Here is a 24637-nt window from a genome sequence, read left to right as displayed (position 1 = left end):
TTTATGCTGTCTGCCTCAGATGCCTCAGCCAGGATTCCTAAACTTATGTCTGTAAAATATTTCATAAGCTTTCCATCGATTCAAGATTTTGAGATTATTATATTAAAATCCGTTAAAAAGTCAACAATTATTTTGACTATTTCTGGCAAAAATAGATTTTCTTTTTGTGCATTTCATCCAGATATTTTGATTGAAAAATAGATTTTCATAATTTTTTTAATGCATTTTCACGAAAAAAAGGCAATTTTCATTGACCGAACTGTAAGCAGATGATATTATTTTATATGGTTTTTATATAAATTTTATATCTCTGCACTTACCAATCCTTATATTGGTAATACCAAACAGGAGGTTTTTTATGCAAATCATTTGTCTGGGAGACAGTATTACGGACTGTAATCATTTATTTGAAGATTTTCCTCTGGGAAATGGGTATGTACAGATACTCTCAGAAATGTTCCGTAATCAGCCTCCTTCTTTCTCCATATCCGCAGATACCGTCAGACGCTCATCAAGCGCTGTACAGTTAACAGATAGATCAACAGGTGCCATACATTTCAGGAACTGTGGCATAGATGGCTTCACTGTGGCAAGAGTCCTTGAAAATATCCGTCAACACCGTATTTTTTTGCATTGCTCTCCTGTTATAACTCTGCTGATCGGCATCAATGATATCGGTCTGATAATGAACACAGACCGGACGGATTCTCAGAAAGAACAGATGATGAGAGAGTTTGCCACTCATTACAATGAATTATTGAATCTGCTCACTGCAGATGCCAGGCAGGTAATCCTTATGGAACCCTTTATCTTTCCACATCCGGAAGAATATGAGACATGGATTCCCTATGTCCATACCATGTCTGATATTATCCGACAGCTCTCTGTCAGATTCAGACTTCCATTTCTGCCTCTGCATAACTATTTTAATAAGGAAGCAACTCAATCGGGATTTGATGCCATAACAACAGACGGGATTCATCTTACTTTGTATGGGCATAAGCTTCTGGCCGAGAAACTGTTCCCTCTCCTTCAAAGCATTGATAACAATCCCTGAACAGATAAACTATTGCGCATTTTCCCGGAACTTTGTATAATAAATCACTGTCCTCGCTCATATCTGCGGACTTATTATGGAAAGGAGTCTTCCTTATATTATGGAAACTACAATTAAACAGATTGAAGATATGTCTCTGAATGCCTGGCCATCTCACAAGATGGAATTATACGACGGCTGGATCCTGAGATTTTCTTATTTTTATACACACAGAACCAACAGCGTAGAACAGTTCGGCAATTCCACCCTCACCTGGCGGGAAAAAATCCCATACTGTGAAAGCGTATATAAGCGTCTGGGAACCCCCGCTGTATTTAAGATCAGTCCTCTTGTCTCTCCTGACTTTGATTATGTTCTGGAGAATCGGGGATATGCCATCCAGCATACCACCAATGTCATGGCAATGAGCATGAACGCCGCACGGCTGGATACTCCATATCCTGATGTAACATTCTACAATAACATTCCGTCTGAATGGATTGAAAGTCTGTTCAATCTAAAAAATACTATAAATCCGATTCACAGAAAAGTTGTACCATCCATGTATCAGGCAATCCTCAAAGAAACCATTTGCGCCTGCATCCGCATAGACGGGCAGATCATTGCAACAGGGCTTGGTATCCTGGACAGAGACTACATCGGTATTTACGCCATCCATGTCAAAGAAGAATACCGCAAACATGGCTATGCCCGTCAGATCTGCACAGGACTTCTGAAAGAAGGAATGAAAAAAGGTGCACAGAATGCATATCTTCAGGTTGTAGAGGGAAATGACAATGCCCGAGCATTATACAGATCACTTGGATTCCAGCAGCTTTATACTTACTGGTTCCGCGTACAGCCGGATGAAAATGGAAATTTCCCACCTGAGAAATAAAAAGAACTATCTGTAAAGCGTTTTCATTTTCTGCTTTTACAGATAGTTCTTAATTTTTATAGATTTTAACTTTTCTTTTTCGGGGAATCAGTTGATTCATTTAACATAGTTCGCGCCAACTATGTTGTATATCATTTTAATTTTAATATTCAAGTCTTATTCTGTATTTTATCTCTGACTCAATTATGTTACTGTTCACTCCGTTCACAGTAACGTAGCCAAAATTCATTCCAGATTGCCTGCGGCAATGGAATTTTGGCTTGTATGTCTCGGGATTTTGGAATATTCATGCCAAAACACCTCGCGGAATAGTGGTGTGTGAACAGTAACTCAATTATACTGTTTTGTTTTTCAGCACTGCAGGTGATGTATTTCCTACAACCATCGCTGTCAGAGGGCTGAAATACAGCAGACATGTTAATACACAGTAAATCGGGATCATGATTGCAAACTGTACCAGTCTTCCGGGCATGATCGCATAGAAATTATATCCAAGCATGATCACAAGTCCTGCTGTTGTAAGCACCAGAGAGCTGAGAACTGCAGTTACCACGATAGATACGCAAATACCAACTGTCTTTCCTGTTTTCTTTCTGTTTGCAAAGAATGGTTTTGCAAGAGCAGGAAGCACACCCCAGAGGATTGCTGCAACTGTGATAAACGGATTTACAGCATAGCCTTTCATAAAGCACCCGATAATATCTGCACATAATCCACAGACACCGCCTGCCACCGGTCCCAGCCACAGACCTGCAAGGATTGTACATACACTTCCCACAGAAATACGGTACGCACCAAGATCAATGACCAGAACTCGTGTGAGTACCAGATGCATGGCGATCAGAAGAGCCATGAACACCAATGTTTTTACGTTCCAATATTGTTTTTTCTGCATAATAAAAACACCTCCATAATGTGTTTAAAAAATAGAGTAGTTACATAAATAATAATCCCTCCACATTATGAGATGCTCTCATATGTAGCAACGGGTGCGGAAATTATATCGTAAGCAGCACGCTTTCTGCTTTTCGTTTCACGGCGACTCCCCAGCCTGTGAACACTTGACGCATAAAATCCTACTTCGCTATTATTTATTTATCGAAATTATAACACAATCCATAGAAATTGCAATATATTTTCCGTTATTATTTTCACAAATTTGAATGCTGTTTTTTGTTCATTCTATACGAATGGTCTGCTTTTTTTACTTAAGAATATTGCTGCAAACACTCGTAAGTCTATGAATAAAACAGCCGCATATACTAATACTATAACATTATGCAGCAGTCCGGCATCTTCAGCAATGAGAAATTACATGAATACAGATATTCCGTCCCGGTCTGCTATAATCATGGAGGTAAAAAAATGTCAGAAATATGCAAAAATAACTGCCAAAATCCTTATAATATATGTTATGATAATTACCTGAATACCAACGCCTGTACGGAATGTACCGGTCTGATATGCACTCCTGCCAAAGACAATGACGAATGGGAAAGCTACCGGAAAATTTTTGATTTTATCCCCGAACCGCCGGAAAGCAATATCCCTCCCTGTAAATAATTATTGCATACGGCAGGAATCATGTTCAAACGAATGATTTATCGGAGGTCCTGTCTGTATTATGAAAAAACTGCTTGCTGCATGTGTCTGTGCCGGCCTTAGCTTTTCTTTTGCCGGATGCAGCCCTGAAACCATACTGGAACAATTCACATCCACCGGAGACACATCCGTCCGGGAACTTACTTCTTCATCTGACACCACAACTGAAATCGAAACAAAAGACCGTATCTATATGGATGAACTTTCCGGTACCCTGCAGGATTTTTCAGGAAGCCAGCTTATTCTGAACACGGACAGTGCCTCCTATGTATTTAATGTTTCCAATGCCACTCTGGAATGTAAAGGCGGCATGATCACCGGCGATGAGATCAGTATCATTTACGAAGGTCAGCTTTCCGGTACTGACACAGGCAGTGTACATGTTCTGAAGGTTGTAGATGAATTTCATAAAAAAAACAAACTGAAAAAGCGCACTGCACATGGGCAGGTCATTTCCCTGACTTCCAATACCATCACAATAAAATCAAAGAAGGGAAAAACAGCCACCTATCCGATCACAGGAACAAAACAGTATTATCAGAATGGAATCAAAGCCGGTGACTGGGTTTACCTTACATTCAAGGGGAAATTCCCGGATACCTCCAATGATTCTTCCGCATCCTTAAATGCCAGTCACCTGAAAGTGCTGAGTATTTCAGATCTGAAAGATCTGGAAATACCGGATCCCACCCCAACTCCGGATCCAAAACTCACACAGACACCGGAGCAAATAGAAAATAAAGAAAAACAGCTGCTGGCAACTGTACAGGGAGTAAATCTGAATATCCTCCGGATTCTTCCTGCCGGAAGTGACACCTCCTTTAATCTGGATATGTCAGCAATCCCCGCTTACTTCAAGGGAGGAATTGCCCCGGGATCTCATGTTAATGTTACTTATATCGGAGATCTGGAAACAACATCCCTGGAAGAAGTCCGTATTATTGCTGTGACAGGTGAGGATCCTGATACCATTAATGACAAACATATTTCCTTTACAGTAACCGGCACGATCATTGGAAGTACTGCCAACACCATCACTGTACAGACAGATGACGGTGCCATAGATACCTTCCGTACAGAAAACGCGCAGGATCTCACTGCAGGCGGTATGGAATACGGCGACTATGTGTGTGTTACCTTCCATCCATCCAAATCAAAATCTTCTAATATTTATACAGCAATTAAGGTACAGGATGCGTAAATTGTTACTGTTCACTCCGTTCTCAGCAACACGCTTCGCGATGCAGGAAATATGAACCTCCTTGTGCAATGCCCAAGGAGTATCGTTTGCTTCACAAACTTAATTTATGCTAATCGCATAAATCCGCGCGGTATGTCTCGGGTTTTCTGTGACCTTCGCTCACACAAAACACCTCGCGGGATATCACCAGTGAACAGTAACCGTAAATTTCTTCTTGATTTCCGCTTCACCTTCCGCAAGCCAGCGGTATGCAGCATCCTGATCTCCCAGAATTTCTGCAAAGGACTGAACTTCATCCCGGATTCCTTTTCCATGAAGAACTCTGTAAGCCCCCGCATCACTTCCGGGGGCTGTTTTTATTCCCAGCCGGAATGCTTTTCTGATATTCTCTTCTGCAGATTCTATGATTGGTTTCAGAGTCTCATCATCATAACGTCCGTCTCCCAGAAGATTTCTCACTGTAACCAGAGTCGGAACCCAGACTGTGTCGCTCTCTGCCAGCATGGCAAGGCTTTCTTCATTCATATAGTTTCCATGTTCCAGACTGTCCACTCCGGCAGCCACTGCTGCCTGCACTCCGTAATCTCCGTTGGTATGGGACATGACAGCCATACCTTCTTCATGTGCAATATGTACCATTTCCTTTACCTCTGACCCATCCAGAGGTGTTCCGGTAATCGCTCCATGTTCATTAAAATCCAGAATCCCGGTAGTCATAATCTTAATAAAATCTGCCCCTGCCTGTTTCGCCTCCAAAACACGCTTATGAAATTCCACCATTGTGGCAAAACCATTTCCCACAATAGAACCATAATGCCCTTCTTTGTGAATGGCAAATATCGGAGTTCTGTAATCTATTCCATACTCTGGTGCAAGCTCTTTCGCTCTCGCAGAAACACCTAACGCATCACCACCATCACGTACAAAAGCAATTCCCCGTTTCTGGTATGCTTTCAGATGCTCTCTTATTATCTTGTCGTCCGGTCCATTTTTATGCATATCAACTGCATGGCGGTAATTTACGCCATCCATAATGATATGCGCATGACATTCTCCAAACATTTCCCGTTTCTCTTCCTTTTCTCTGCTGCTTTCCTAACTCAAAACACACAGTCAGACGGATAAACCCATCCGCTCCGCTATGTAGCTCTATACTCAATAACTGCTCCGCAAGTTTACTTAATCTTTTATCTACCGTTTTTTATTTCTCGAAAAAATTTCGGATTTCGTCTTCTGTTGCCTGCACAGAGCCCTGGACAAAGAATGGCTTTCCGCCGCCTCTTCCGTTTAATGCAGCATTCATTTCCTTTGTATACTGCCGTAAATCCCCGTCAATCTCGCCCATGGCATACTTATAGCTTCCATCCTCATTTCTGGAAAATACTGCACAGCAGCCCTCACAGGTATTCATCACTGCATCCGCAAGTTTACGTACAGAATCTGCTTCCAGACCTTCTTTGAAGATCAGGACACTTCCTGCACCTTCCCATTTCTTAGCCTCTGCCCTAAACATCTCTTCTTCCATGCGGGCAACCTGACCTTTCATACGGAAATTCTCATCCTGCAGACGCTGTACTGCATCTGCTGTTCTGTCCATCTTTGCAGAAAGCTTCATGGAAATCTGATGATTCTGCTCATTCACCATATTCAGATAATCCAGAACACGTTTACCGCAGATCATCTCCATACGGATGCCATCATGGAATTTCACTACAGAAAGAAGCTTCACCATTCCAATCTCACCTGTATGTGTCACATGAGTTCCACAACATGCACACACATCAACACCAGGGAAAGTCACGATACGAACCTGTCCTGTCAGTTCCTTCTTACTTCTGTAATCAATAGTCTTCAGTTCCTCAGCATCAGGATAAGTAATCTTAACTTCCTTATCCTCCCACACTCTCTCATTTACTTCCCGCTCAATTTCTGCAAGCTGCGCATCATCCAGCATACCATTCAAATCTACAGTGATCACATCGCTCCCCATATGGAAACCCACATTGTCATAACCATACTTCTCATGGATAATACCGCTGACCATATGCTCACCGGAATGCTGCTGCATCAGGTCAAAACGACGCGCCCAGTCAATCTTTCCTTCAACCTTCGCCCCCACTTCCAGAGCCTTATCAGTATAATGAAGTAATTCTCCATCTTTCTCATGAACCTCTGTCACCTTTGCATCACCCAGCGTTCCCACATCACTCGGCTGACCACCGCCCTCCGGATAAAAAGCACTCTCATCCACAATGACCGCATAACCTTTCTTTTGCTCTCTGCACTCTACTACGGTTGCGGTGAATTCTTTTTTATATACATCTTCATAGTATAAACGTCTTGTTTCTGTCATGATCTGTCTCTCCTTGTTAATCTGTCATATTGCCCCGCATTATCTTCCATATAAACATAAATGCTGTATTTCATTTCATTTCATTTCATTTCAATCAAGTATAGACCAAATCAGACAGGTTCGCAAGACCATCACTTAGAGATATTTTTATAAAAAATCCGCTAACCAACAGCCAACAACCAGCACAGAAAAATAGTTTGTTTTGTGTGCATTTGCAGGATACTTAGATATTCTTAGCCGGCAAAAATCTGCGTTATGAGAAAAATGACACACTGTCTGAGCCCCATGCGGCGAGTTTGTGGCATTTTTCTCATGCCTTTAGCAGATTTTTGGCAGCTTAGAATATCTTAGTGTCCGAAACCGCACACAAAACAAACTATTTTTCTGCGCGTCCCTTTTTTCTCAAAATTTCCAATATCTGAATCCATTCCCCCACCTCCTGCGTTATAATTAAATGAACAGGGAAAAGGAGACAGTAATGATCACAGAAAAGCAATATCTGGAATATCTGATTAAGCAATACCAGAACTTAATATATTCGATTTGCCTGAAATCTGTCGGTAATCCATTTGATGCCGAAGATCTCACTCAGGAAGTCTTTCTGTCTGCCTATAAGAACCTTTCCCGCTTTGATGGTAATTATGAGAAAGCCTGGTTAAGTAAGATCGCTGTCCGAAAGTGTCTGGATTATCTGAAAGCAGCCGGGCGGCGAAGTATTCCAACAGAAGACACCTACTTTTCCCAGATTCCGGACAGGCAATCCTCTCCCGAAGATGAATATATGAAAACTGCAGCCAACACTCACGTAGAAGCATTGTGTATGCAGTTGAAAAGTCCTTACAAAGAAGTCGCTTACGCGCATTTCTGCAAAGAATTATCAGTACCTGAGATTGCACAGCAGACAGGGAAAAATCCGAAAACAATTCAGACACAGCTCTATCGCGCAAGGGCAATGCTGAAAAAAATGCTTGAAAGGGGTGATTAGATGCATATTAATAAGAAGGATTTAATAGAATTTGACAACGGAAATATGAACACACAGGAAGTCATTGAGTTTCTGTCACATCTTGATCACTGCGATTTCTGTCTGGATCAGATGATGGAACAGGAAAACAACAGTACGGATACTGCTCCCTCCTATCTGATGGAACAGATTTTGGACAAAGCAGGCTCCGGTGAAGTGCAGCTTGCCCGGGCAGCAAATAAAGCATCCCGCAAAATCCAGCTGCTCCATTACAGTCTTCAGACTGCTGCCGGTGTGATGGTTGCCCTGTTGCTTTTATTCAGTATCCCAAATCTGGATTTCACTTCCTTATATCAGGATACTTCCTCTCAGACAGACAGAATATTACCCGAACATGAAAACGGCAGACTCTACCAGTTCACCAGAGAACTCGGACAGAACATTGGTGATGGCACCAGCTCTTTTATAAAATATGTCAGTGATTTTTCCAGCAAATTAATGAATGGAGGCAAATAAAAGTATGCAAAAACAAAAACGTGGATTCTGGCTTTTTATCTTCTCCCTGATCCCAGGCGCAGGAGAAATGTACATGGGATTCAAAAAACAGGGAATCAGTATTATGTTCTTATTCTGGGGTGTCTTTGCCATCGGAGCATGTACCGGAATGGACTGGCTTGTGTTCCTGATTCCGATCATATGGTTCTACAGTTTCTTTAATGTGCACAATCTGAAGTCTCTTTCTGAGGAAGAATTTTACTCCATAGAAGATTCCTATGTCCTTCATATGGATGAACTGGCAGGAGACATCAGTTCTCTGCTCAAACATCACGGAAAGATAACTGCGATTCTGCTGATTTTCCTTGGTGCTTCTATTCTATGGAACACTCTGGTAGATTTCCTCTATATGATCTTACCCGGATATCTGGCTGATGTTATCAGCAGATTCACATATCATCTGCCGCAGCTTGTGATTGCAGCTGCTATCATTTTTACAGGGATTTATATTCTCACCCGCAAGAAGGATGCACTGGATGAAGAACAGCCTGACAGCTTTACTGAGGAAGAACATTACTGGACACCTTATCGTCCGTATCAGCAGAATGTTCCGAATATGGAAACTGACGCGGTTAAAAATACCACAGACACAGTAAATCCTGATTGCTGTACAGATATCGATGTCACGGACACCGCAAACAACAAAAGCCCGGTATCTCTGAAAAAAGAGTCTGCCGCCGAAGTGTCTCAGGAGGATGCTTCATCACAAACAACAAATTCTGAATCATGACACAAAATGGGATTGTCACATCAAGGAATCTACCTTCATGTAACAATCCCATTCTCATTATCCTCACATGGATACCGAAACTTCTCCAAAGGACAATATTGTCTCCTGTCCATCTTCTTCCCGTACTTTCAGCCGTCCGTCCCTACATATCTCCAATGCAAATGCCTGTCTGGAAGAGTTTCCGTCTGTAATTGTGATCTGATGTCCCGGGATCATGTTATGTGTCACATAATCCGGAGATAATTTCAGATCTGCTGTTTCTTTTCTCAACTCGTTCACGATCATTGCAGTCAGTTTATTACGGTCAGTCTGTTCCGCATCTTCTTTTGTCTCATAAAGGGCTCCTGCTATACTTCTTAATTTCTGCGGCAGGTTCTCCTGGTCCAGATAGAGGTTCAATCCCATGCCAACTACCACAAACTCAATATTTCCACTCTCAAAATCTGTGACAGCCTCTGTGAGTATTCCACAGACTTTCTTTCCTTTATGAAACAGATCATTAACCCATTTAATATCAAGCTGGATTCCACAGAGCTGAGCAACTGCTCTGTAGACTGCCACTGCTGCCGCAGTTGTGATCAGCAGACTGTCATGTATGGTTCCCTGTGGCTTCAGGATCACACTCATGTAAAGACCTGTATCTGCAGGAGAATAGAATTCCCGGCCTCTGCGCCCCCTGCCTGCAGTCTGGCTCCTGGCAATGACAAATGCCCCATGTCCGGCCTCTCCCATCATAGCTTCTTTCTTGGCAGTCTGGTTCGTAGATTCCAGTTCATCATAAATATCTATCTTAACCTTCGGATCATCCAGAAACAGGCGGATTCCCTCCTGCGACAGACGGTTCGTATCCTTCGCAAGCATATATCCTTTATTCGGTCCTGCTTCTATATGATACCCTTCTTCCCGGAGCGACTTTACTGCCTTCCACACTGCTGCCCTGGTACATCCCAACTCACCGGCAATGCTCTCACCTGAAAGTATCTCCCCTTTATTCTTCTCCAGCATTTCCAAAAGACTTGATTTTACAGTCATAATTTCCCTTTCTTACTTTCTGTCCCATTATTTTCACGTTATCTCTTCTCTGATCATCTACTGCTAATCATATCATCTGGTATGCTTTTTGTCTAATGTTCTACCGGAAATATCTTATCACATAATTTTCCGGTGTTACTGTTCACTCCGTTCTCAGTAACATTTTCCGTACAGTAATCAATTGTCTGTCAGGATTGCCACAATCCCCGCATATAACACCATAAATCCCATAATTACTGCAACCATGTCAGCAGAATGAAAATCAATATTAAATATCATACCACCTGCAACCATCACTTCCAAGGTGACGATCAGCCCCAGGATTACTGCCATTGTCCTTGAAAATTTATGTCTTTCCTTTCTTCTCATTCTCTGTGTGGTATTTACTGCATTCATCATTTTACTCCTCCTTCATGTCAGACAGATAAAAATCGCCCTTATCCTCTGATCGATTATGTCCGAACATATTTTCCGAACATATATTCTCTTTCTTTTGATATATAATAACATACCCATTTCAAAAATGGAAGAGTTTTTAGAACATTTGTTTGCCGTTTTTTTCATTATAAATTTTTCCGGATTCTGAAACTTAAAATTAAGAAAGAATCCTGCTTGCAGGATTCTCCGCCTGCGACGGGTCGCTTCAGCGACATAATTCCTCCCCGTCGCAGTGCGATCCTGCCCGGAGGGCTTTTTTATGTTATAGGAACATTACGGAGTAATTTCCTATAACATAAAAAAAGACTGCCGTGCCACTCATCACCTGCCACGACAATCCTCTTATCTGATTTTAATGTTATATTTTTTACATAAACTGAGCAAACACAGATGCACCTACAACTGTCAGCAGACCTGCAACCGCAATCGCAAGGCTGCTCATGGCACCTTCTATTTCTCCCAGCTCCATTGCCTTTGCAGTACCGATAGCATGGGCAGAGGTTCCAAGTGCCAGGCCCTTAGCGATTGGTTCTTCAATACGCGCAAGTTTGATCACAGTCTCTGCGATCATATTTCCAAGAACACCGGTAATAATAATAACTGCAACTGTAATAGTCACAATACCTCCAAGTTCTTCAGAAACGCCCATTCCGATGGCAGTTGTAATAGACTTCGGAAGAAGTGTTACATACTGTTCATGACTCAGGCTGAACAGCTTTGCAAGGATCAGCACACTGACCAGACTGGCAAGCACACCGGAAACAATTCCAATGATTACAGCTTTCAGATTCTTTTTCAGAAGTTCCATCTGCTGATACAGCGGAACTGCCAGGCAGACCGTTGCAGGTGTGAGCAGGTAGCTGATATACTGACCGCTCTGATTATAGGTGTCATAATCAATATGCAGTAAACAAAGCACCGCTATTACTGCAATGATCGCAATCAGAAGTGGATTAAAAATTGCCATCTTAAATTTTCTTTTCAAAAGAAGTCCTGCCTCATATGCGATCAGACTGATCGCTGCACCAAAAAACAGGGAATTACTCATAAATTGTGTCATGATCTTTTCTGTCCTTTCTTTCTGTCCATACGAATAACTGCCTGTGTGACACGACCTGTCACAATCATTACCACAACTGTGGTAATCACTGTGATCAGAATGATCGGCACACATACCGGTTTCAGTATGCCCCAGGCTGTCAGCAATCCGACACCTGCCGGAATAAACATAACCGGCATGATCTCTATGAGAAATTCAGCTGCTTCTTTGACCTGTTCCAGCCTGATAATGTGTGTTCCCAGTGCGATCAGCATGATCACCAGTCCGTACACACTTGCAGGTACAGGAAGCGGGATCAGAACATGTAATGCCTCTCCCATTGCGGATATCAGTAAAATAATCCAGAATTGTCTTACGTATTTCATTTTCAGTCTCCTCTAATCCTTACTGAACGGCTACAGGCTTCATCATTCCAGTTACCTGATCTTCGTACTCCTGAGTTTCCTCGAGAGATGCTCGACCGGTTCTCTGGATCTTTGTCACGCCCGGATACTGTCCCGGGAAAGATTCCAGCATGATCCCATCGCCGTATATCTTTACTTTATCCCCATTTTCCAATACATCATCGGAAATTAATTTTCCTTTTTTATTGTAAATGCCCTCTGCCGGTATGTCTGCGCTGAAAATAGTTCCATTGTTCAGATCCACAAAAACTCCGGTCTTCAAAAATTCTCCTGTCTCGATATAGATTGCAGAAATAGCATTTGCTTCCTCTTTCTGCTCTTCCTCCCTGACCATCTGTGCCTGCTTTCCTACCATATTCCAGAAAGCACCTCCCATTACAGCAAAAATGGCGAGCAGAACAATCATACCGATGATAAACTTCCAGTCTCGTTCTTTTTTATTTTTCAAATATTCAACTCCTTTATATTGGTCTAACCAATCTCGGTTCATTACGTTTTTTAATTATAGCGTATTCATCACAAATTGCAAGGTTGTTTCTGCGTAAAAAAAAAGTTTTTACAGAATCCTGATTCTTTTCTGCAAAAACTTTTTCTTCTATATATTATACTGATATTATACTGTGGTAAGCAGTGCTTCCATCCAGACTTCTTTACGAAAAAGAATAAATACGATATACTTTACATAAATTATAAAGGCTTTATCCAAAGGATTATTGAAGTAGAGACTGTGCTGTTACACACCCCTTGGGTCAAAAAAAATGTGGGAAAGGGCACACCTACCAATAATTCTTCTCTCCCATATATCCGAAAATCGAACGCCATCGAAGTTTAGATGCACATACCAAAGTTCCTGTGTCTCCATCTTCCAGCTCTGTTTTATCTTCGCAGTCGCTCCAAATGATACAATCCTCTTTCAGAATTATATTGGAATCGAGTATTTCGCATGAATAGCGTTCGTCTGCCGGAAATAACTTTAAGTATTTTAATCCCTGAAATTCCATTTCAATCATTGAATCTTCTTCATACTGCCGTTGTATTATTACTCTCAGAATCCTGCGATCGTTTACAGGATACATATCCAGGTTTTCATTAACATATGCTCCGCTCAGATAATGCATCTCTTTGATACAGCTATCATGGAAAAACGACACTCTTTCCATAAATTCCTTCAGCGAATTCTCATCTGTAATCTCATTCCACTTGTGCATATTATCACCACTTTCATTACTGTGTATTTCTTCTTCCCTCCTGACCAATCTACTTTGTCTTCTGTTTACTTTTCAGGAATCATGGCAACCTTTTCCCACTGATAGGTTCCATTGTCAACTGTCATTACTGCCATGGTAATCTCCTGGTCGAAGCGTCTGGGGCCGCAGCTTCCCGGGTTTAGCCATAGGCGGCTGTCTATTATTTTTTCGAAATATTTATGGGTGTGTCCGAAGATGACTATCTGTGTATCTTTTAAGTCCCAGTCTACATCTTTTTTATTGTGAGTCATGAAAAATTTTACCCCTTCTATGGTAAAGTGTAAGGTTTTCGCCATTCCCTCTGCCCAATCTTTGTCGTTATTTCCTCGGACTACATAAATAGAACCCATCATACGCAGTGTATCCAGAATTTCCGGTTTGTTTACGTCACCTGCGTGGATAATACAGTCGCAACCCTTTAAAATTTCCAGTATTTCCGGCCTGAGCAGGCCATGGGTATCTGAAATAATCCCTATTTTCTTCATACACTATTTCCTCGCTAATCATTCTCTTATAGGCCGTTTTATAATTTCATCATTCTATGTTTAATTTTCATCAAACAATTCAATCTTTCCATATTCCCCATCATACCCCGGAATTCTCTTCACATTTCCGGTTCTTACATTTTCAATTCCTTCCGCAATCCGTTCTCCTGCACAGGATTTAATATCTTCTGACGGTACATTTCGCAGAATGTCGAATTCTGTCCCCAGTGTCTGAATCATCTGTTCAAAACACCCCTGCACTTTCTTACTTGCAGTGGAATAGCCCATACATGTAGAAATCACTTCCGGCAGAGGTACAAGGCTTTCATATTTCTTACCATCTTTTTTCACAAAACCTTCCGCTCTGTCTGCAAGCTGTTCTACTCTGTGATCTACGCCCATGGTCAGCTTCTTTCCGCAGACAGGGCAGATTCCTCCAAGCCGTTCTGCTTCCACCGGGCTTAATGATACACCGCATTTTCTGTGACCATCGAAATGATATTTCCCCTCTTCAGGAAAAAATTCTACTGTTCCTTCCAGCCCTTCGCCAGTCTGGATTGCCCGATAAAGTCCTTCATAGGAACAGTCAATATCCAACAGATTCGCCTCGCGCCCCAGCTTAGACGGGGAATGTGCATCTGAATTGGATACAAGCTGATAGCGGTCCAGTTTGGAAATTCTCCAGTTCATAGCCGGGTCAGAGGAAAGCCCTGTTTCCAGTGCATGTATATACGGTGCCAGTTCCTCGAAACATTCCTCTACAGAATCAAATCCTGATTTCGCACCTAATACAGAGAAATGCGGTGTCCAGATATGAGCCGGAATCAGAATTCCTTCCGGGCATACATCCAGCATCATTTCCAGAAGATCATGACTGTCCAGACCAAGAATCGGACGACCATCTGAGTGAATATTTCCGATTTTTTCCAGACGCTGTGCCATGGCATCTGCTGCCTCCAAACTGGGAAGCAGGATTACATTGTGTACTTTTCTGGTCTTTCCATTTTTCTTATAAATAGAACTGATTTCCCCGGAGACAACAAAACGTGTTCCTTCTCCCGGGAACTTCCGGCTTTCTTCTTTTACAAATGCATCTCTGAGGCGATACAGGCCGTTTCCCTCTGAAACAAATCTCTCCTTCAGTTCTTCTCTCCATACCGGATGCGTGAAATCACCTGTTCCAATCAGTGAAATTCCTTTCTTTCTCGCCCAGGAATCCAGATTTTCAGGCGTGCCCTCTTTGCTTGTCGCCATGGAAAATCTGGAATGAATGTGCAGATCAGCTATCATTTTCATTAACATTTATCCCCTTAAATTCACATCAAAGTATTTCTTTTCAAGAGTTATAAAATATCAACACCCAAAGATATATTTATAACTTCCATCCATTTTCTTTCAGCCACAACTTGTACGTCTCATACTCCGGCATTACTTTCCCGACCTCATCCCAGAATGCCTTCGAATGATTCATTTCCTTCAGATGGCAGAGTTCATGTACCACTACATAATCCAGCACTTCCGGAGGTGCCAGTATCAGTTTCCAGTTAAAGTTCAGATTCTTCTCACTGCTACAGCTTCCCCATCTTGTTTTCTGTTCTCTGATGGTGATATTGCGGTAAGAAACGCCCATGAGTCTGGCAAAATAAGAAACTCTTTTGGTAATCGTTTCTTTTGCTTTTCGTATATAGACATTTCGTTTCGCTTCGCTCAGATCTGCGCTCAGCGGCTTCTGTTCCCGGTATTCTTTTGTCCGTTCCAGACATCCCAGAACCCACTCCTGCTTCTGGTTTACAAATCTTTTGATCCTCGGCAGACCTGTACGGAGAGGTGCGCGAACGATTACATTTCCATCCCTGCGAACCTCCAGAGTCATGGTTTTTCTGGCACTTCTTATGACCTGATATTCGAATTCTCCGCAGGTGAATTTCTCCTGATTATTTTTTGTTTCGAATTCTCTCATCCATATATTCCTCCATCTCTGCTGCCAGAATATCCATCTTTTCCTGTGTTTCCGGCAATGCATAAGGAACCCTGTCCATGATCCTTTTCACATAATCATGTTCACGCATGATCTCATAGGTTTCCGGGAAATTGATGTCATAATACTGAGCAATATAGGAAATCCAGTAGTCCACTTTTGAAACTCTGTCTGAAGATAATACAGATTCCTTTGCCATACAGGACTCCCATACCTTTGGTGCGATTACTCCTTCACCAACACCCTTCTCATCCACTCCCAGAAGTGTTTCCATTGACTCTTCCAACTTTACCCTGCAATTATCCAGCTTGTCTGCATCTCGGATTAACTTTGCATGAAGCAGGGTTCTCTCGTCCGTAATTCCTTCCAGTTTGAAATCACTGTGCTTCTCAATCGCAGTGCAGATCAGACTGTCAAACCTGTCATCCTTCACAAATCTGCGGATCATTTTCTCCGGTCCGAACAGAAGCTGTGCACCATATGCTGCATGCTCCATGGTTCCCGGTTCAAAGCTGTCAAATCGTTTAATCTGTTCAAATCTTCCAATATCATGGAGCAATCCGATTACCTTCGCCAGCTGTACATCTTCCTCACCCAGCCCCATACGGCGGGCAATGTCCTCTGCTGCATCAACCACTCCATAAGTATGTACGATTTTCAGATGAATCTTATCATCCGCTCTGTCATATTCATCCAGATATACTTCAAAAGCAGCTTTCGCTACATCAAAGTCTCTTGTTAAGTCTAATAATTTATCCATTATTATTATAATCCCTTCTTTATTCCTGTTCGGACTACTTTATATTTTCTCAACCATTATTTTCTGCTTCCATACACCTTTTCTCACAATCATAAGATATACCTGAAACGATATGGAATCACAGTCATAAATGAAAGGTTCTTCTCTGTAGATCAGAGTCTGAACATTCTCTGCTTCCAATTCTTCTTTTCTTCGTTCAGCTTTTTCCATCAATTCATGTAGATATTTATTCTGTTTTCTGCCAAAATCTCTGTCCGGATAGACCGATGCTGCTTCCCTGATTTTTTCTCCCAGCAGAGTAATCACCGGTAAATGACTGCTCCTGCAAAGCATTCCGGCTATCTTTTTGGCATTTGATATATCCGGATTTTTTTCATAACGCCTGAGCATTTTTCCCAGTTTTTCATCTCCTGCTTCCGTTGCCAGTTCCTGCATAACTGCCAGTGCTTCCGCCGTTACCTCCCATGGATTGTCCACCGGAACAATATACTTCTCCGGTACTGCCGGATAAAAAAGATAGTTTAACGGCGGGAAATCACGCAGCATTGCCAGCTTTCCTTCATACTCAGTGCAATATTTTTCTCCCAGATACTCATATTTATCACGCAATATGGCAATCTGATACTCCATGACTCTCAAGTTTTCATATCCTTCCACCCAGAAATGTCCCAGCTCTCCATAATTATACAGATGAGTTTCCAGCAAAATATCTTCAAAAAATACAGTAAACACATTTCGCCCCTGATGAACCACCAGAATATACTCTGCTTCACATAAATCCCTGTCTGCCTTCTCTACAGAGCCCTCAAACTCACCTTCATAATCCCTGACATAATTTCCCGTCATCCTGGCATTTTTCAGAACCAGAAAACTCTCCACTGCATCATTCATCAGATAGATCAGTCGTAATTCTCCACTCTCCGTCTGTCCGGTAAAACCATCTGGAATATCCACAAATTCACACTGTTCCTGCTCCAGAAGCAGATTTAATTTTTCAAAATTGTCTTCCATTATATCTTCCATCCTTAACTCCTGCTGTTTCTGTACAATGTCTTTCGCCGATTCTGTTTAACACACTTGATAGAAGAATCCATTGCATCGTTTCATGGAATTACCGCAATGCAGAAGCAGGATACATTTGCACAATTTTACAGATATATTTTTATGATATCACTAATCATATTTTCTGCCAAATAGAAAAATTTTTCTATTCAATAAAGAAACTGATTTTACTTCTCTGTAATTGACATCCCAAACATAATATTTTACAATATAACAAAGAACAAAGAAACCAAGCAGTATGTATATTACAGAATAAACAAACATAAAATAGGAAGGAGGCATACACGAATGGCAACAGCAACAATCCCATTGAAAGGCAGCGCATCCATGGAATCAAAAAAAGTCAGTATTTCATCTAAACGCCAGATTACTATCCCGCAAAAATTTTTTACGCTTCTGGGTTTTAATACGGAAGCAGAATGTATCATGCGTGGAAACGAACTGGTTTTACGCCCCGTTAAAGAAAATACCAGTGGTGAATTTGCCGAACAGATTCTTGCCGATCTGATCAGACAGGGATATAGCGGTGAAGAATTACTTGAGAAATTTAAACAGACACAGCGAAAAATCCGTCCGGCAGTTGAAGCAATGCTTGCCGAAGCAGACCGGGTCGCAGAATCTAAATCAGGAGGATACTCCTTAGAGGATGTTTTCGGAACGGAGGATGAAAAATGACACAGGTACAGATCCTTCCACCTGCAGCAAAATTTCTGAAAAAACTTAAAGATAAAAAGCTGAAATCTCTGTACAAAGAAGCTATTGAAATGATATGTGAAGATTATTCCATCGGCGAAGAAAAGACAGGTGATCTGGCAGGAATGTACGGTTATGACATTTATTATAATAAAACTAATTATGAACTGGCATATCGGGTGAGACAGCTTGATGATTTGATAATCATCGTTATCATGGCCGGAACCAGAGAAAATTTTTACGAGGAGTTAAAACGTTATATACGCACTATATAACAGTACATATTTGTATCACAAGATAATCCCCCGGAAGTTAATCAGTACTTCCAGGGGATTATTCTATTGACAAAATTTATTCCTGCGCTCCCGTATCAGATGTCAGATATCTTTGCCATGTCTCATTGACATTCTGAATATAGCATTTTACAATAGAACAAAGAAACCAATCAGTATACATGATAAAAAACACTGAACAGAAAGGAGTCATTTCCATGGGACGATTTGTAAATTCGGGAAACAGCGCTTTTCAGGTTGCGCTGAATTCAGAAATCTATGTAGATAAAACCGGTTTACTGGCATATACAAATAAGGTTATGGACACCACTGCAAAATTCATATGCAACAGTCGCCCCCGTAGGTTCGGGAAATCCATCACTGCCGATATGCTCACCGCATATTACTGTAAAGGCTGTAGTTCCGAAGAAATGTTCTCATCTCTGGAAATCGGTCAGGCACCTGGTTTCACGAAATATCTGAATCAATATGATGTGATCCATCTGGATATTCAATGGTGTATGGAACCAGCCGGCGGTCCGGAGAATGTAGTTTCCTACATCACTGAAAAAACGATTCTGGAATTAAGAAATTATTACCCTGAAATTCTGCCTGACTCCATAAGCTCTCTGCCTGAGGCTCTGTCCTGCATTAACACTGCCACTGGTCAAAAGTTCGTAGTAATTATTGATGAATGGGATGTTTTAATCCGAGATGCCTCTACCGACCTGGTAGTCCAAGAGGAATACATCAACTTTCTCCGCGGTATGTTCAAAGGTTCTGAACCTACCAAATATATTCAACTGGCTTACCTCACCGGGATTCTTCCAATCAAAAAAATCAAAACACAGTCAGCTCTGAACAATTTTGCGGAGTTTACAATGACTGACGCCAGGATCTTTTCCAGATATATTGGCTTTACGGAGGAAGAAGTACGAATGCTCTGCGAAAAATACCACCGGGATTTCTCCAAAACCAAGCACTGGTATGACGGTTATCTGCTGGAGCAATATCAGGTATACAATCCTAAAGCAGTAGTAGAATTAATGATCTGGAATAAATTCCAAAGCTACTGGTCGGATACCGGAACCTACGAAGCAATTGTGCCTCTGATCAATATGGATTTTGACGGACTCAAAACTGCCATTATAGAAATGTTGTCCGGTAATTCCGTAGAAATCGATCCTACGACTTTCCAGAATGATATGGTGAACTTTACCTGCAGAGATGATATTCTTACCTGCCTGATCCATCTGGGATATCTGGGTTATGATCAGGACACTCATTCTGCATTTGTTCCAAACGAAGAAATCCGTCAGGAACTTGCCAAAGCTGTTAAACGAAAGAAATGGAATGAATTTCTGACATTCCAGCAGGAATCCTCAGAGTTGCTGGATGCCACTCTGGACATGGACACAGACACTGTGGCCAGATCCATTGAAAAAATACACAATGAATACGCTTCAGCTATTCAGTACAACAACGAAAACTCCCTCAGCAGCATTCTGTCCATCGGTTATCTCAGCACTATGCGGTATTATTTTAAACCTATACGTGAATTTCCTGCAGGCAGAGGTTTTGCAGATTTTGTCTACCTTCCAAAGCTAGAATATTCCAGAGATTACCCTGCACTTGTTGTTGAGTTAAAATGGAATCAAAATGCCCAAACCGCAATCCGGCAGATAAAAAACAGGCAGTACCCTGAGGCTGTTGCAAATTATACTGACAATATTTTACTTGTTGGAATTTCTTATGATAAGAAGCAAAAAACACATAATTGTGTAATCGAAAAATACTCTGAGAAATAATAAAGGGGCTGATTGTCCTTTACGGAGAACATCTTACCGATTATCTATACGAAAAAAGAAAAGCAGGAATGGGAAGCTCTTGTAAGCTAACCCATTCCCACTCTCTGTCTATTCCTTCGCCATTTGTATTATTACCAGAAGTTTCCTGATACTTCCAATCACTTTATATATGTCCATAATGATTTTCAGACAGTCATTCTTATAATATTTTTCTTCTCCCATGGAAACAATACCGCTTTCACATATATTCTATATTCAGCGCTTGAAAGTACCAGGAATAATAATTTTTTTCACGTACAAAATCTTTAAAATCGCTTCTTTGTTTCCATATCCTGATTGTATCACACAGACTCCCGAAATCGCATGCATTCACACAAACAACTATATTTCACTACATATTTAACCAATTTTTTCCAATCTTCCTCACAGACAAATTGCATCCCGTTATTTTTTATAGTATGATTATTGGAAATACAGTTCATTTTATCCATCTGGCATATCCGACAGATATTGTCACCGACATAAGAAACTACAACCACTTTAATCCAAAGGAGCTTAATCCAATTTTGAAACTTGCAATCTGCGAAGACAACCCTTCACATTATGAAATAATACATACTATTCTGCAAAAGTATCCTCCGGGAGCTTTTGAAATAACGCATTTCACATCCGGTGATGAATTTCTCCTGGCTGCTGCTGAAAATGGATGCCCTTATTCCATTGTACTGACAGATATTGATCTTGGTTCTGACACTGTAAATGGCATCTCACTTGCAGAAAAGATCAACCATATCAGCCCGGACACTCAGATTATTTTTATCAGCCAGTATCTACAATATGCTACCGCAGTATATGAGACAGAACATGCCTACTTTATCCATAAACAGCAGATGGAAAAGTATCTTCCTCTGGCTCTGAGAGCAGCGTGCCAGAAGCTCGAGAAACTGCATACACGATATCTGTATTTCTCCGGAAATTCACGCAATTATCAGGTGCTCTGCTCCGATATTCTTTATCTGGAACGAAATCTGAGGCAGACCACGATCTATACCAGAACAGGAACCTATACAACAAAAGAAAGACTGACAGCTCTTACAGAAAGAATGAAACCAGATTTCTGTCTCTGCCATAACAGCTTTGCCGTTAATCTTCATGCTGTACGTACTTACAGTCATAAGGGCATTATACTTTCTGATAATACAGAGATCCCTGTCAGCAGATCTTATTACCAGCAGTTTAAGGACGCGTTTGCTTTCATGATGCTTGCCGGTCACAGGGAGGTGCAGTAAATGAGCAGTCATATGATCAATTTATTTTTGTGTATTCTATCCAGCCTTTATCTGTGTTTTGGACTGTTTTACTTTTGCTGCAGGATCCTGCCCCGCAAATGCAAGATCTCACTTCCACTGCTTTTATGTCTGTCAGTATTTATGGCATTGTTATTTTGGTTCAAGCGTGAATCACAGCATAATGGAATTACAATCGTATTTCAGCTTACAACATTTCTTGTAACACTTTTTTTATTTCAGGCATCTTTTATGAAAAAATTAGCTGTTTATTTTATTTTCCAGCTGCTGATAATCTGTCCGGAAATTTTATGTACCAGTGTTTTCATTGCACTTCATAATCTTTTTATACCGACCAATACCTATACTCCGCACAACCTGATATCCAGCTGTTCACCTGCAGAATATTTCGTTATCGAACTCTCCAACATCCTGCTTGGCCTGTTTCTTCTCTGGAAAATATCAGAAATCCTGCGGCAGTGTATAGATTATTTGAAAATACTCACCTTTTTACAACTGTTACTGCCACTGATCGCTCCGGTTTTTCTCAATGTTATAATTTCCCTTCAGAAAAAACCCGAAGCAGTTCTGGCTCTGAGCATCATTTACTGGATCATATGCATCGGCAGTTATCTGTTGTTTCTGCGTGCAGTCCGTTCTTTAGCCCAACAGCACAGGGAATATTTACAGAAAAAAATGGAAATTGAGCTGATGAAAAAGCAGATAAATGATTCCGTTCAGTTAAGTAATGAATATGCCAGTCTCCGGAAATGGAATCACGATATTGAGAATCACATCATGTCTGTCATGTATTTGATGGATATGAAAAAATATGAGGAAGCAGAAACATATACCGCTTCTGTTCTGTCCCGGCTTAATTGCAGACCACAAGAAAAACAACCAGAGGAGGATTGCAGTCATGAAAAAGAACATTAAATTGATTCCTTTATTTCTCTTCCTCTTTGTATTCCAGTTGTTATATTTTCTGTCTACGATTTATACAGAAAAAATTGATCATATGTTTCTGATCCTGGCAGTGTTTATAATCCTTATCTGTATTCTTTTATACTGCGTGCTTTCTGATGTATTAAAGAAATCCAATACTGAAATGGAACTGGCTTTTCTTCAAAAGCAGAAACAATTAAAACAGGAACAGGATTACAGTCTTCAGATCCGCAGACAGGATACTCGGGATTTTCAGACCAAAACTGTACAGGAACTTCAGGATTTCCAGATACTTCTGGAACAGGGAAAATATGAACAGGCTGATACTGCGATCAGAAATCTGAATCAGACTTTTCAGAAGGATCGTTTTCATCCTTACTGTCAGAATAACCTGTTACAGGCAATCCTGGAAGGGAAACGGCTTCGTGCAGAACAGGAACATATCCAGGTATCCTATGAAATCCTTTTACCGGAAAAGATTTCCATTAATACGACTGACCTGAGCAGTATATTTTTTAATCTTCTGGACAACGCTATCGAAGCTTGTAGCTCTTCCGGCAATCCTGATCCTGAAATCCGGCTGTCTGCAAACATTTCCAACGGATTTCTTACCATATATATGCACAATACCAAGAACCCGTTACAGAGTTTTACACATAAGACTACGAAATCAGAACCGGGTTCTCATGGATATGGACTTTCTATTATTGAAGATATCTGCCAGAAATATAATGGCTCCTATCAGTGGATCGACCATAATAATACTTTTGATTCCATTGTCTTACTACAGATAAAAAATCTCTGAAAAAAGGAGGTGCTTTCCATGCCAGTTACTCCCACGATTGAAGTAGATGATACCCTGAAAGAACGAAGCTCTCATGGCTCCTTTGAGCTTCCCATAGAAACCTATACAGACAACTGCGAGATATTCCATTCTCTCTACAACCACTGGCATGACGAGATGGAACTGATTTATATTGAATCCGGCAGCGGACTGGTCCGTCTGAACAAAGAGATCCTCCGCGTCAAGGCCGGTGATCTGATCATTGTAAACCGTGGCGTTCTCCATGGCATAAAAACAGATCTGAAGAATATCCTTTATTTCCGGAGTATTGTTTTTGACCTGAACTTCCTGTCAGGCCCGGCGGGAGATTTATGTCAGGAACGTGTCATTTCCCTGTTGATGGATAATCAGGCGGAATTTACCCATATTATTTCCAGATCTGATGACAATTATGGGAATATCTGCCTGCTTTTTGACAGGATCCATTCCTGCCATAAAGAAAAAAAGCCATATTATTTCGTAAAATTAAAGGCTCTGTTCTTCAGCTTTTTCTACGAAATGCTCATGGGAAATTACATCACTCCCGCAGATAAGGATGAGAACAAAAGTCTTGCTTCTATTAAAAAGATCCTGGACTACATTAACCTCAATTATTCACAGCCGCTGACCGCAGCAGAGCTCACTGCTCTCTCTAATTACAGCGAATACTACTTTATGAAACTGTTCAAGCAATATACCGGTAAGACTCTGATTGCCTATATCAATGACCTGCGCATTGAGAAAGCCAAGCCTATGCTTCTGCACTCCGACTCCTCTGTCACAGAGATCGCACTGGAAGTAGGCTTCAACAACACCAGCTATTTCATCAAAAAGTTCCAGCAGGCAACCGGAATGTCTCCTCACAAATTTCGCAGAAACCTGTCATAAAATCGCAATTTTGTTGTATTTTTTTTAATAGACTGCTGATATAGTTATAGATGTCAGCAAGAGAACTTCTCTTCCTGATATAAATCAAAAACAATACACTATTCAAAACTAAAAAAT

27 protein-coding genes, 1 pseudogene and 1 riboswitch are annotated in these 24637 nt (G+C 41.1%); of the genes and pseudogenes, 14 read left to right on the top strand and 14 right to left on the bottom strand.

What is annotated here, in order from left to right; genetic code table 11:
- Positions 1–358: 358 nt before the first annotated feature.
- Together LJE11_RS04430 and LJE11_RS04425 are read left to right on the top strand one after the other, a co-directional pair.
- The gene (locus LJE11_RS04430; protein ID WP_055199843.1) at positions 359–1057 is read left to right on the top strand and encodes an SGNH/GDSL hydrolase family protein; all 699 of its coding nucleotides are present in this window, start codon (positions 359–361) and stop codon (positions 1055–1057) included.
- 100 nt (positions 1058–1157) lie between these two features.
- Positions 1158–1934, top strand: a complete 777-nt coding sequence (locus LJE11_RS04425) for a GNAT family N-acetyltransferase (protein WP_227295596.1) — start codon at positions 1158–1160, stop codon at positions 1932–1934.
- Between the two features lie 334 nt (positions 1935–2268).
- Here the strand turns inward: LJE11_RS04425 and LJE11_RS04420 are convergent, their stop codons facing one another.
- Positions 2269–2829, bottom strand: a complete 561-nt coding sequence (locus LJE11_RS04420) for a folate family ECF transporter S component (RefSeq protein ID WP_118614251.1) — start codon at positions 2827–2829, stop codon at positions 2269–2271.
- Positions 2830–2915: 86 nt separating this feature from the next.
- Positions 2916–3020: riboswitch (THF riboswitch) on the bottom strand.
- 279 nt (positions 3021–3299) lie between these two features.
- Between LJE11_RS04420 and LJE11_RS04415 the strand changes: the two genes are divergently transcribed.
- Positions 3300–3497: a hypothetical protein gene (locus tag LJE11_RS04415; protein ID WP_008707013.1), complete on the top strand. Its 198-nt coding sequence runs from the start codon at positions 3300–3302 to the stop codon at positions 3495–3497.
- A 61-nt stretch (positions 3498–3558) separates the two neighbouring features.
- Positions 3559–4737: a hypothetical protein gene (locus tag LJE11_RS04410; RefSeq protein WP_118573992.1), complete on the top strand. Its 1179-nt coding sequence runs from the start codon at positions 3559–3561 to the stop codon at positions 4735–4737.
- A 183-nt stretch (positions 4738–4920) separates the two neighbouring features.
- On the opposite strand, the gene LJE11_RS04405 is transcribed toward LJE11_RS04410, so the two are convergent.
- Positions 4921–5799 carry an amidohydrolase family protein gene (locus LJE11_RS04405; RefSeq protein ID WP_118614253.1) on the bottom strand — a complete coding sequence of 293 codons (879 nt, stop codon included), beginning with the start codon at positions 5797–5799 and terminating at the stop codon, positions 4921–4923.
- A 139-nt stretch (positions 5800–5938) separates the two neighbouring features.
- Positions 5939–7090, bottom strand: coding sequence for an alanyl-tRNA editing protein (locus tag LJE11_RS04400; protein ID WP_227295594.1), 1152 nt, complete (start codon positions 7088–7090; stop codon positions 5939–5941).
- Between the two features lie 478 nt (positions 7091–7568).
- Between LJE11_RS04400 and LJE11_RS04395 the strand changes: the two genes are divergently transcribed.
- The 3 genes from LJE11_RS04395 to LJE11_RS04385 are packed head-to-tail and all read left to right on the top strand — an operon-like array spanning position 7569 to position 9339.
- Positions 7569–8075: an RNA polymerase sigma factor gene (locus LJE11_RS04395; protein ID WP_118614068.1), complete on the top strand. Its 507-nt coding sequence runs from the start codon at positions 7569–7571 to the stop codon at positions 8073–8075.
- Complete coding sequence (locus tag LJE11_RS04390; RefSeq protein WP_008707022.1) at positions 8076–8570, top strand: hypothetical protein; 495 nt, start codon at positions 8076–8078, stop codon at positions 8568–8570.
- 4 nt (positions 8571–8574) lie between these two features.
- Complete coding sequence (locus LJE11_RS04385) at positions 8575–9339, top strand: hypothetical protein (protein ID WP_118614070.1); 765 nt, start codon at positions 8575–8577, stop codon at positions 9337–9339.
- Between the two features lie 63 nt (positions 9340–9402).
- On the opposite strand, the gene LJE11_RS04380 is transcribed toward LJE11_RS04385, so the two are convergent.
- The 11 genes and pseudogenes from LJE11_RS04380 to LJE11_RS04330 all read right to left on the bottom strand — a co-directional run bounded on the left by LJE11_RS04380 (position 9403) and on the right by LJE11_RS04330 (position 17766).
- Positions 9403–10371: a biotin--[acetyl-CoA-carboxylase] ligase gene (locus LJE11_RS04380; protein WP_118614072.1), complete on the bottom strand. Its 969-nt coding sequence runs from the start codon at positions 10369–10371 to the stop codon at positions 9403–9405.
- 177 nt (positions 10372–10548) lie between these two features.
- Positions 10549–10770, bottom strand: a complete 222-nt coding sequence (locus LJE11_RS04375) for a hypothetical protein (RefSeq protein ID WP_118614074.1) — start codon at positions 10768–10770, stop codon at positions 10549–10551.
- Positions 10771–11176: 406 nt separating this feature from the next.
- On the bottom strand, positions 11177–11869 hold the full coding sequence (locus tag LJE11_RS04370) for an LrgB family protein (protein WP_022380929.1): 693 nt from the start codon (positions 11867–11869) through the stop codon (positions 11177–11179).
- Complete coding sequence (locus tag LJE11_RS04365) at positions 11866–12234, bottom strand: CidA/LrgA family protein (protein WP_020993269.1); 369 nt, start codon at positions 12232–12234, stop codon at positions 11866–11868. Before LJE11_RS04365 ends, LJE11_RS04370 begins: the two co-directional genes overlap by 4 nt.
- A 19-nt stretch (positions 12235–12253) precedes the next feature.
- The gene (locus LJE11_RS04360) at positions 12254–12721 is read right to left on the bottom strand and encodes a hypothetical protein (RefSeq protein ID WP_020993270.1); all 468 of its coding nucleotides are present in this window, start codon (positions 12719–12721) and stop codon (positions 12254–12256) included.
- Positions 12722–13049: 328 nt separating this feature from the next.
- Positions 13050–13481 carry a hypothetical protein gene (locus LJE11_RS04355; RefSeq protein WP_008707032.1) on the bottom strand — a complete coding sequence of 144 codons (432 nt, stop codon included), beginning with the start codon at positions 13479–13481 and terminating at the stop codon, positions 13050–13052.
- Between the two features lie 65 nt (positions 13482–13546).
- Positions 13547–14005, bottom strand: coding sequence for a metallophosphoesterase family protein (locus LJE11_RS04350; protein WP_161233258.1), 459 nt, complete (start codon positions 14003–14005; stop codon positions 13547–13549).
- A gap of 69 nt (positions 14006–14074) precedes the next feature.
- Positions 14075–15301, bottom strand: a pseudogene (locus tag LJE11_RS04345) (endonuclease Q family protein); the annotation flags it as partial.
- Positions 15302–15377: 76 nt separating this feature from the next.
- Positions 15378–15965 (bottom strand): M48 family metallopeptidase, encoded by a 588-nt coding sequence (locus LJE11_RS04340; protein ID WP_161233260.1) that lies wholly within the window; start codon positions 15963–15965, stop codon positions 15378–15380.
- On the bottom strand, positions 15940–16743 hold the full coding sequence (locus LJE11_RS04335) for an HD domain-containing protein (RefSeq protein WP_227295593.1): 804 nt from the start codon (positions 16741–16743) through the stop codon (positions 15940–15942). The genes LJE11_RS04340 and LJE11_RS04335 overlap by 26 nt, the downstream gene beginning before the upstream one ends.
- Before the next feature lie 39 nt (positions 16744–16782).
- Positions 16783–17766, bottom strand: a complete 984-nt coding sequence (locus LJE11_RS04330; RefSeq protein WP_161233262.1) for a DUF3878 family protein — start codon at positions 17764–17766, stop codon at positions 16783–16785.
- Positions 17767–18093: 327 nt separating this feature from the next.
- Between LJE11_RS04330 and LJE11_RS04325 the strand changes: the two genes are divergently transcribed.
- From LJE11_RS04325 to LJE11_RS04295, 7 genes are all read left to right on the top strand, one after another.
- Entirely contained in the window at positions 18094–18480 is a 387-nt protein-coding gene (locus tag LJE11_RS04325; protein ID WP_044996646.1) for an AbrB family transcriptional regulator, read from the top strand.
- Positions 18477–18773 (top strand): type II toxin-antitoxin system RelE/ParE family toxin, encoded by a 297-nt coding sequence (locus LJE11_RS04320; protein WP_008707048.1) that lies wholly within the window; start codon positions 18477–18479, stop codon positions 18771–18773. Before LJE11_RS04325 ends, LJE11_RS04320 begins: the two co-directional genes overlap by 4 nt.
- 215 nt (positions 18774–18988) lie before the next feature.
- Positions 18989–20578, top strand: coding sequence for an AAA family ATPase (locus LJE11_RS04315; RefSeq protein WP_161233263.1), 1590 nt, complete (start codon positions 18989–18991; stop codon positions 20576–20578).
- Between the two features lie 566 nt (positions 20579–21144).
- On the top strand, positions 21145–21867 hold the full coding sequence (locus LJE11_RS04310) for a LytR/AlgR family response regulator transcription factor (RefSeq protein ID WP_161233264.1): 723 nt from the start codon (positions 21145–21147) through the stop codon (positions 21865–21867).
- Entirely contained in the window at positions 21868–22800 is a 933-nt protein-coding gene (locus LJE11_RS04305; protein WP_227295592.1) for a hypothetical protein, read from the top strand.
- Positions 22784–23614, top strand: a complete 831-nt coding sequence (locus LJE11_RS04300) for a sensor histidine kinase (RefSeq protein ID WP_173706338.1) — start codon at positions 22784–22786, stop codon at positions 23612–23614. Before LJE11_RS04305 ends, LJE11_RS04300 begins: the two co-directional genes overlap by 17 nt.
- An 18-nt stretch (positions 23615–23632) precedes the next feature.
- Positions 23633–24520, top strand: a complete 888-nt coding sequence (locus tag LJE11_RS04295) for an AraC family transcriptional regulator (protein ID WP_020993272.1) — start codon at positions 23633–23635, stop codon at positions 24518–24520.
- Positions 24521–24637: the final 117 nt, after the last annotated feature.

This window comes from Blautia sp. DFI.1.216, from assembly GCF_020594215.1.
Taxonomy (GTDB): Bacteria; Bacillota; Clostridia; order Lachnospirales; family Lachnospiraceae; genus Blautia_A; species Blautia_A wexlerae.
This window is presented reverse-complemented; position numbering and strand designations above follow the sequence as displayed.

Excerpts from the sequence above, each read along its gene's own strand:
- LJE11_RS04430 (WP_055199843.1), top strand. The coding sequence starts at position 359 with ATGCAAATCATTTGTCTGGGAGACAGTATTACGGACTGTAATCATTTA.
- LJE11_RS04425 (WP_227295596.1), top strand. The coding sequence starts at position 1,158 with ATGGAAACTACAATTAAACAGATTGAAGATATGTCTCTGAATGCCTGG.
- LJE11_RS04420 (WP_118614251.1), bottom strand. The coding sequence starts at position 2,829 with ATGCAGAAAAAACAATATTGGAACGTAAAAACATTGGTGTTCATGGCT.
- LJE11_RS04415 (WP_008707013.1), top strand. The coding sequence starts at position 3,300 with ATGTCAGAAATATGCAAAAATAACTGCCAAAATCCTTATAATATATGT.
- LJE11_RS04410 (WP_118573992.1), top strand. The coding sequence starts at position 3,559 with ATGAAAAAACTGCTTGCTGCATGTGTCTGTGCCGGCCTTAGCTTTTCT.
- LJE11_RS04405 (WP_118614253.1), bottom strand. The coding sequence starts at position 5,799 with ATGTTTGGAGAATGTCATGCGCATATCATTATGGATGGCGTAAATTAC.
- LJE11_RS04400 (WP_227295594.1), bottom strand. The coding sequence starts at position 7,090 with ATGACAGAAACAAGACGTTTATACTATGAAGATGTATATAAAAAAGAA.
- LJE11_RS04395 (WP_118614068.1), top strand. The coding sequence starts at position 7,569 with ATGATCACAGAAAAGCAATATCTGGAATATCTGATTAAGCAATACCAG.
- LJE11_RS04390 (WP_008707022.1), top strand. The coding sequence starts at position 8,076 with ATGCATATTAATAAGAAGGATTTAATAGAATTTGACAACGGAAATATG.
- LJE11_RS04385 (WP_118614070.1), top strand. The coding sequence starts at position 8,575 with ATGCAAAAACAAAAACGTGGATTCTGGCTTTTTATCTTCTCCCTGATC.
- LJE11_RS04380 (WP_118614072.1), bottom strand. The coding sequence starts at position 10,371 with ATGACTGTAAAATCAAGTCTTTTGGAAATGCTGGAGAAGAATAAAGGG.
- LJE11_RS04375 (WP_118614074.1), bottom strand. The coding sequence starts at position 10,770 with ATGATGAATGCAGTAAATACCACACAGAGAATGAGAAGAAAGGAAAGA.
- LJE11_RS04370 (WP_022380929.1), bottom strand. The coding sequence starts at position 11,869 with ATGACACAATTTATGAGTAATTCCCTGTTTTTTGGTGCAGCGATCAGT.
- LJE11_RS04365 (WP_020993269.1), bottom strand. The coding sequence starts at position 12,234 with ATGAAATACGTAAGACAATTCTGGATTATTTTACTGATATCCGCAATG.
- LJE11_RS04355 (WP_008707032.1), bottom strand. The coding sequence starts at position 13,481 with ATGCACAAGTGGAATGAGATTACAGATGAGAATTCGCTGAAGGAATTT.
- LJE11_RS04350 (WP_161233258.1), bottom strand. The coding sequence starts at position 14,005 with ATGAAGAAAATAGGGATTATTTCAGATACCCATGGCCTGCTCAGGCCG.
- LJE11_RS04340 (WP_161233260.1), bottom strand. The coding sequence starts at position 15,965 with ATGAGAGAATTCGAAACAAAAAATAATCAGGAGAAATTCACCTGCGGA.
- LJE11_RS04335 (WP_227295593.1), bottom strand. The coding sequence starts at position 16,743 with ATGGATAAATTATTAGACTTAACAAGAGACTTTGATGTAGCGAAAGCT.
- LJE11_RS04330 (WP_161233262.1), bottom strand. The coding sequence starts at position 17,766 with ATGGAAGATATAATGGAAGACAATTTTGAAAAATTAAATCTGCTTCTG.
- LJE11_RS04325 (WP_044996646.1), top strand. The coding sequence starts at position 18,094 with ATGGCAACAGCAACAATCCCATTGAAAGGCAGCGCATCCATGGAATCA.
- LJE11_RS04320 (WP_008707048.1), top strand. The coding sequence starts at position 18,477 with ATGACACAGGTACAGATCCTTCCACCTGCAGCAAAATTTCTGAAAAAA.
- LJE11_RS04315 (WP_161233263.1), top strand. The coding sequence starts at position 18,989 with ATGGGACGATTTGTAAATTCGGGAAACAGCGCTTTTCAGGTTGCGCTG.
- LJE11_RS04305 (WP_227295592.1), top strand. The coding sequence starts at position 21,868 with ATGAGCAGTCATATGATCAATTTATTTTTGTGTATTCTATCCAGCCTT.
- LJE11_RS04300 (WP_173706338.1), top strand. The coding sequence starts at position 22,784 with ATGAAAAAGAACATTAAATTGATTCCTTTATTTCTCTTCCTCTTTGTA.
- LJE11_RS04295 (WP_020993272.1), top strand. The coding sequence starts at position 23,633 with ATGCCAGTTACTCCCACGATTGAAGTAGATGATACCCTGAAAGAACGA.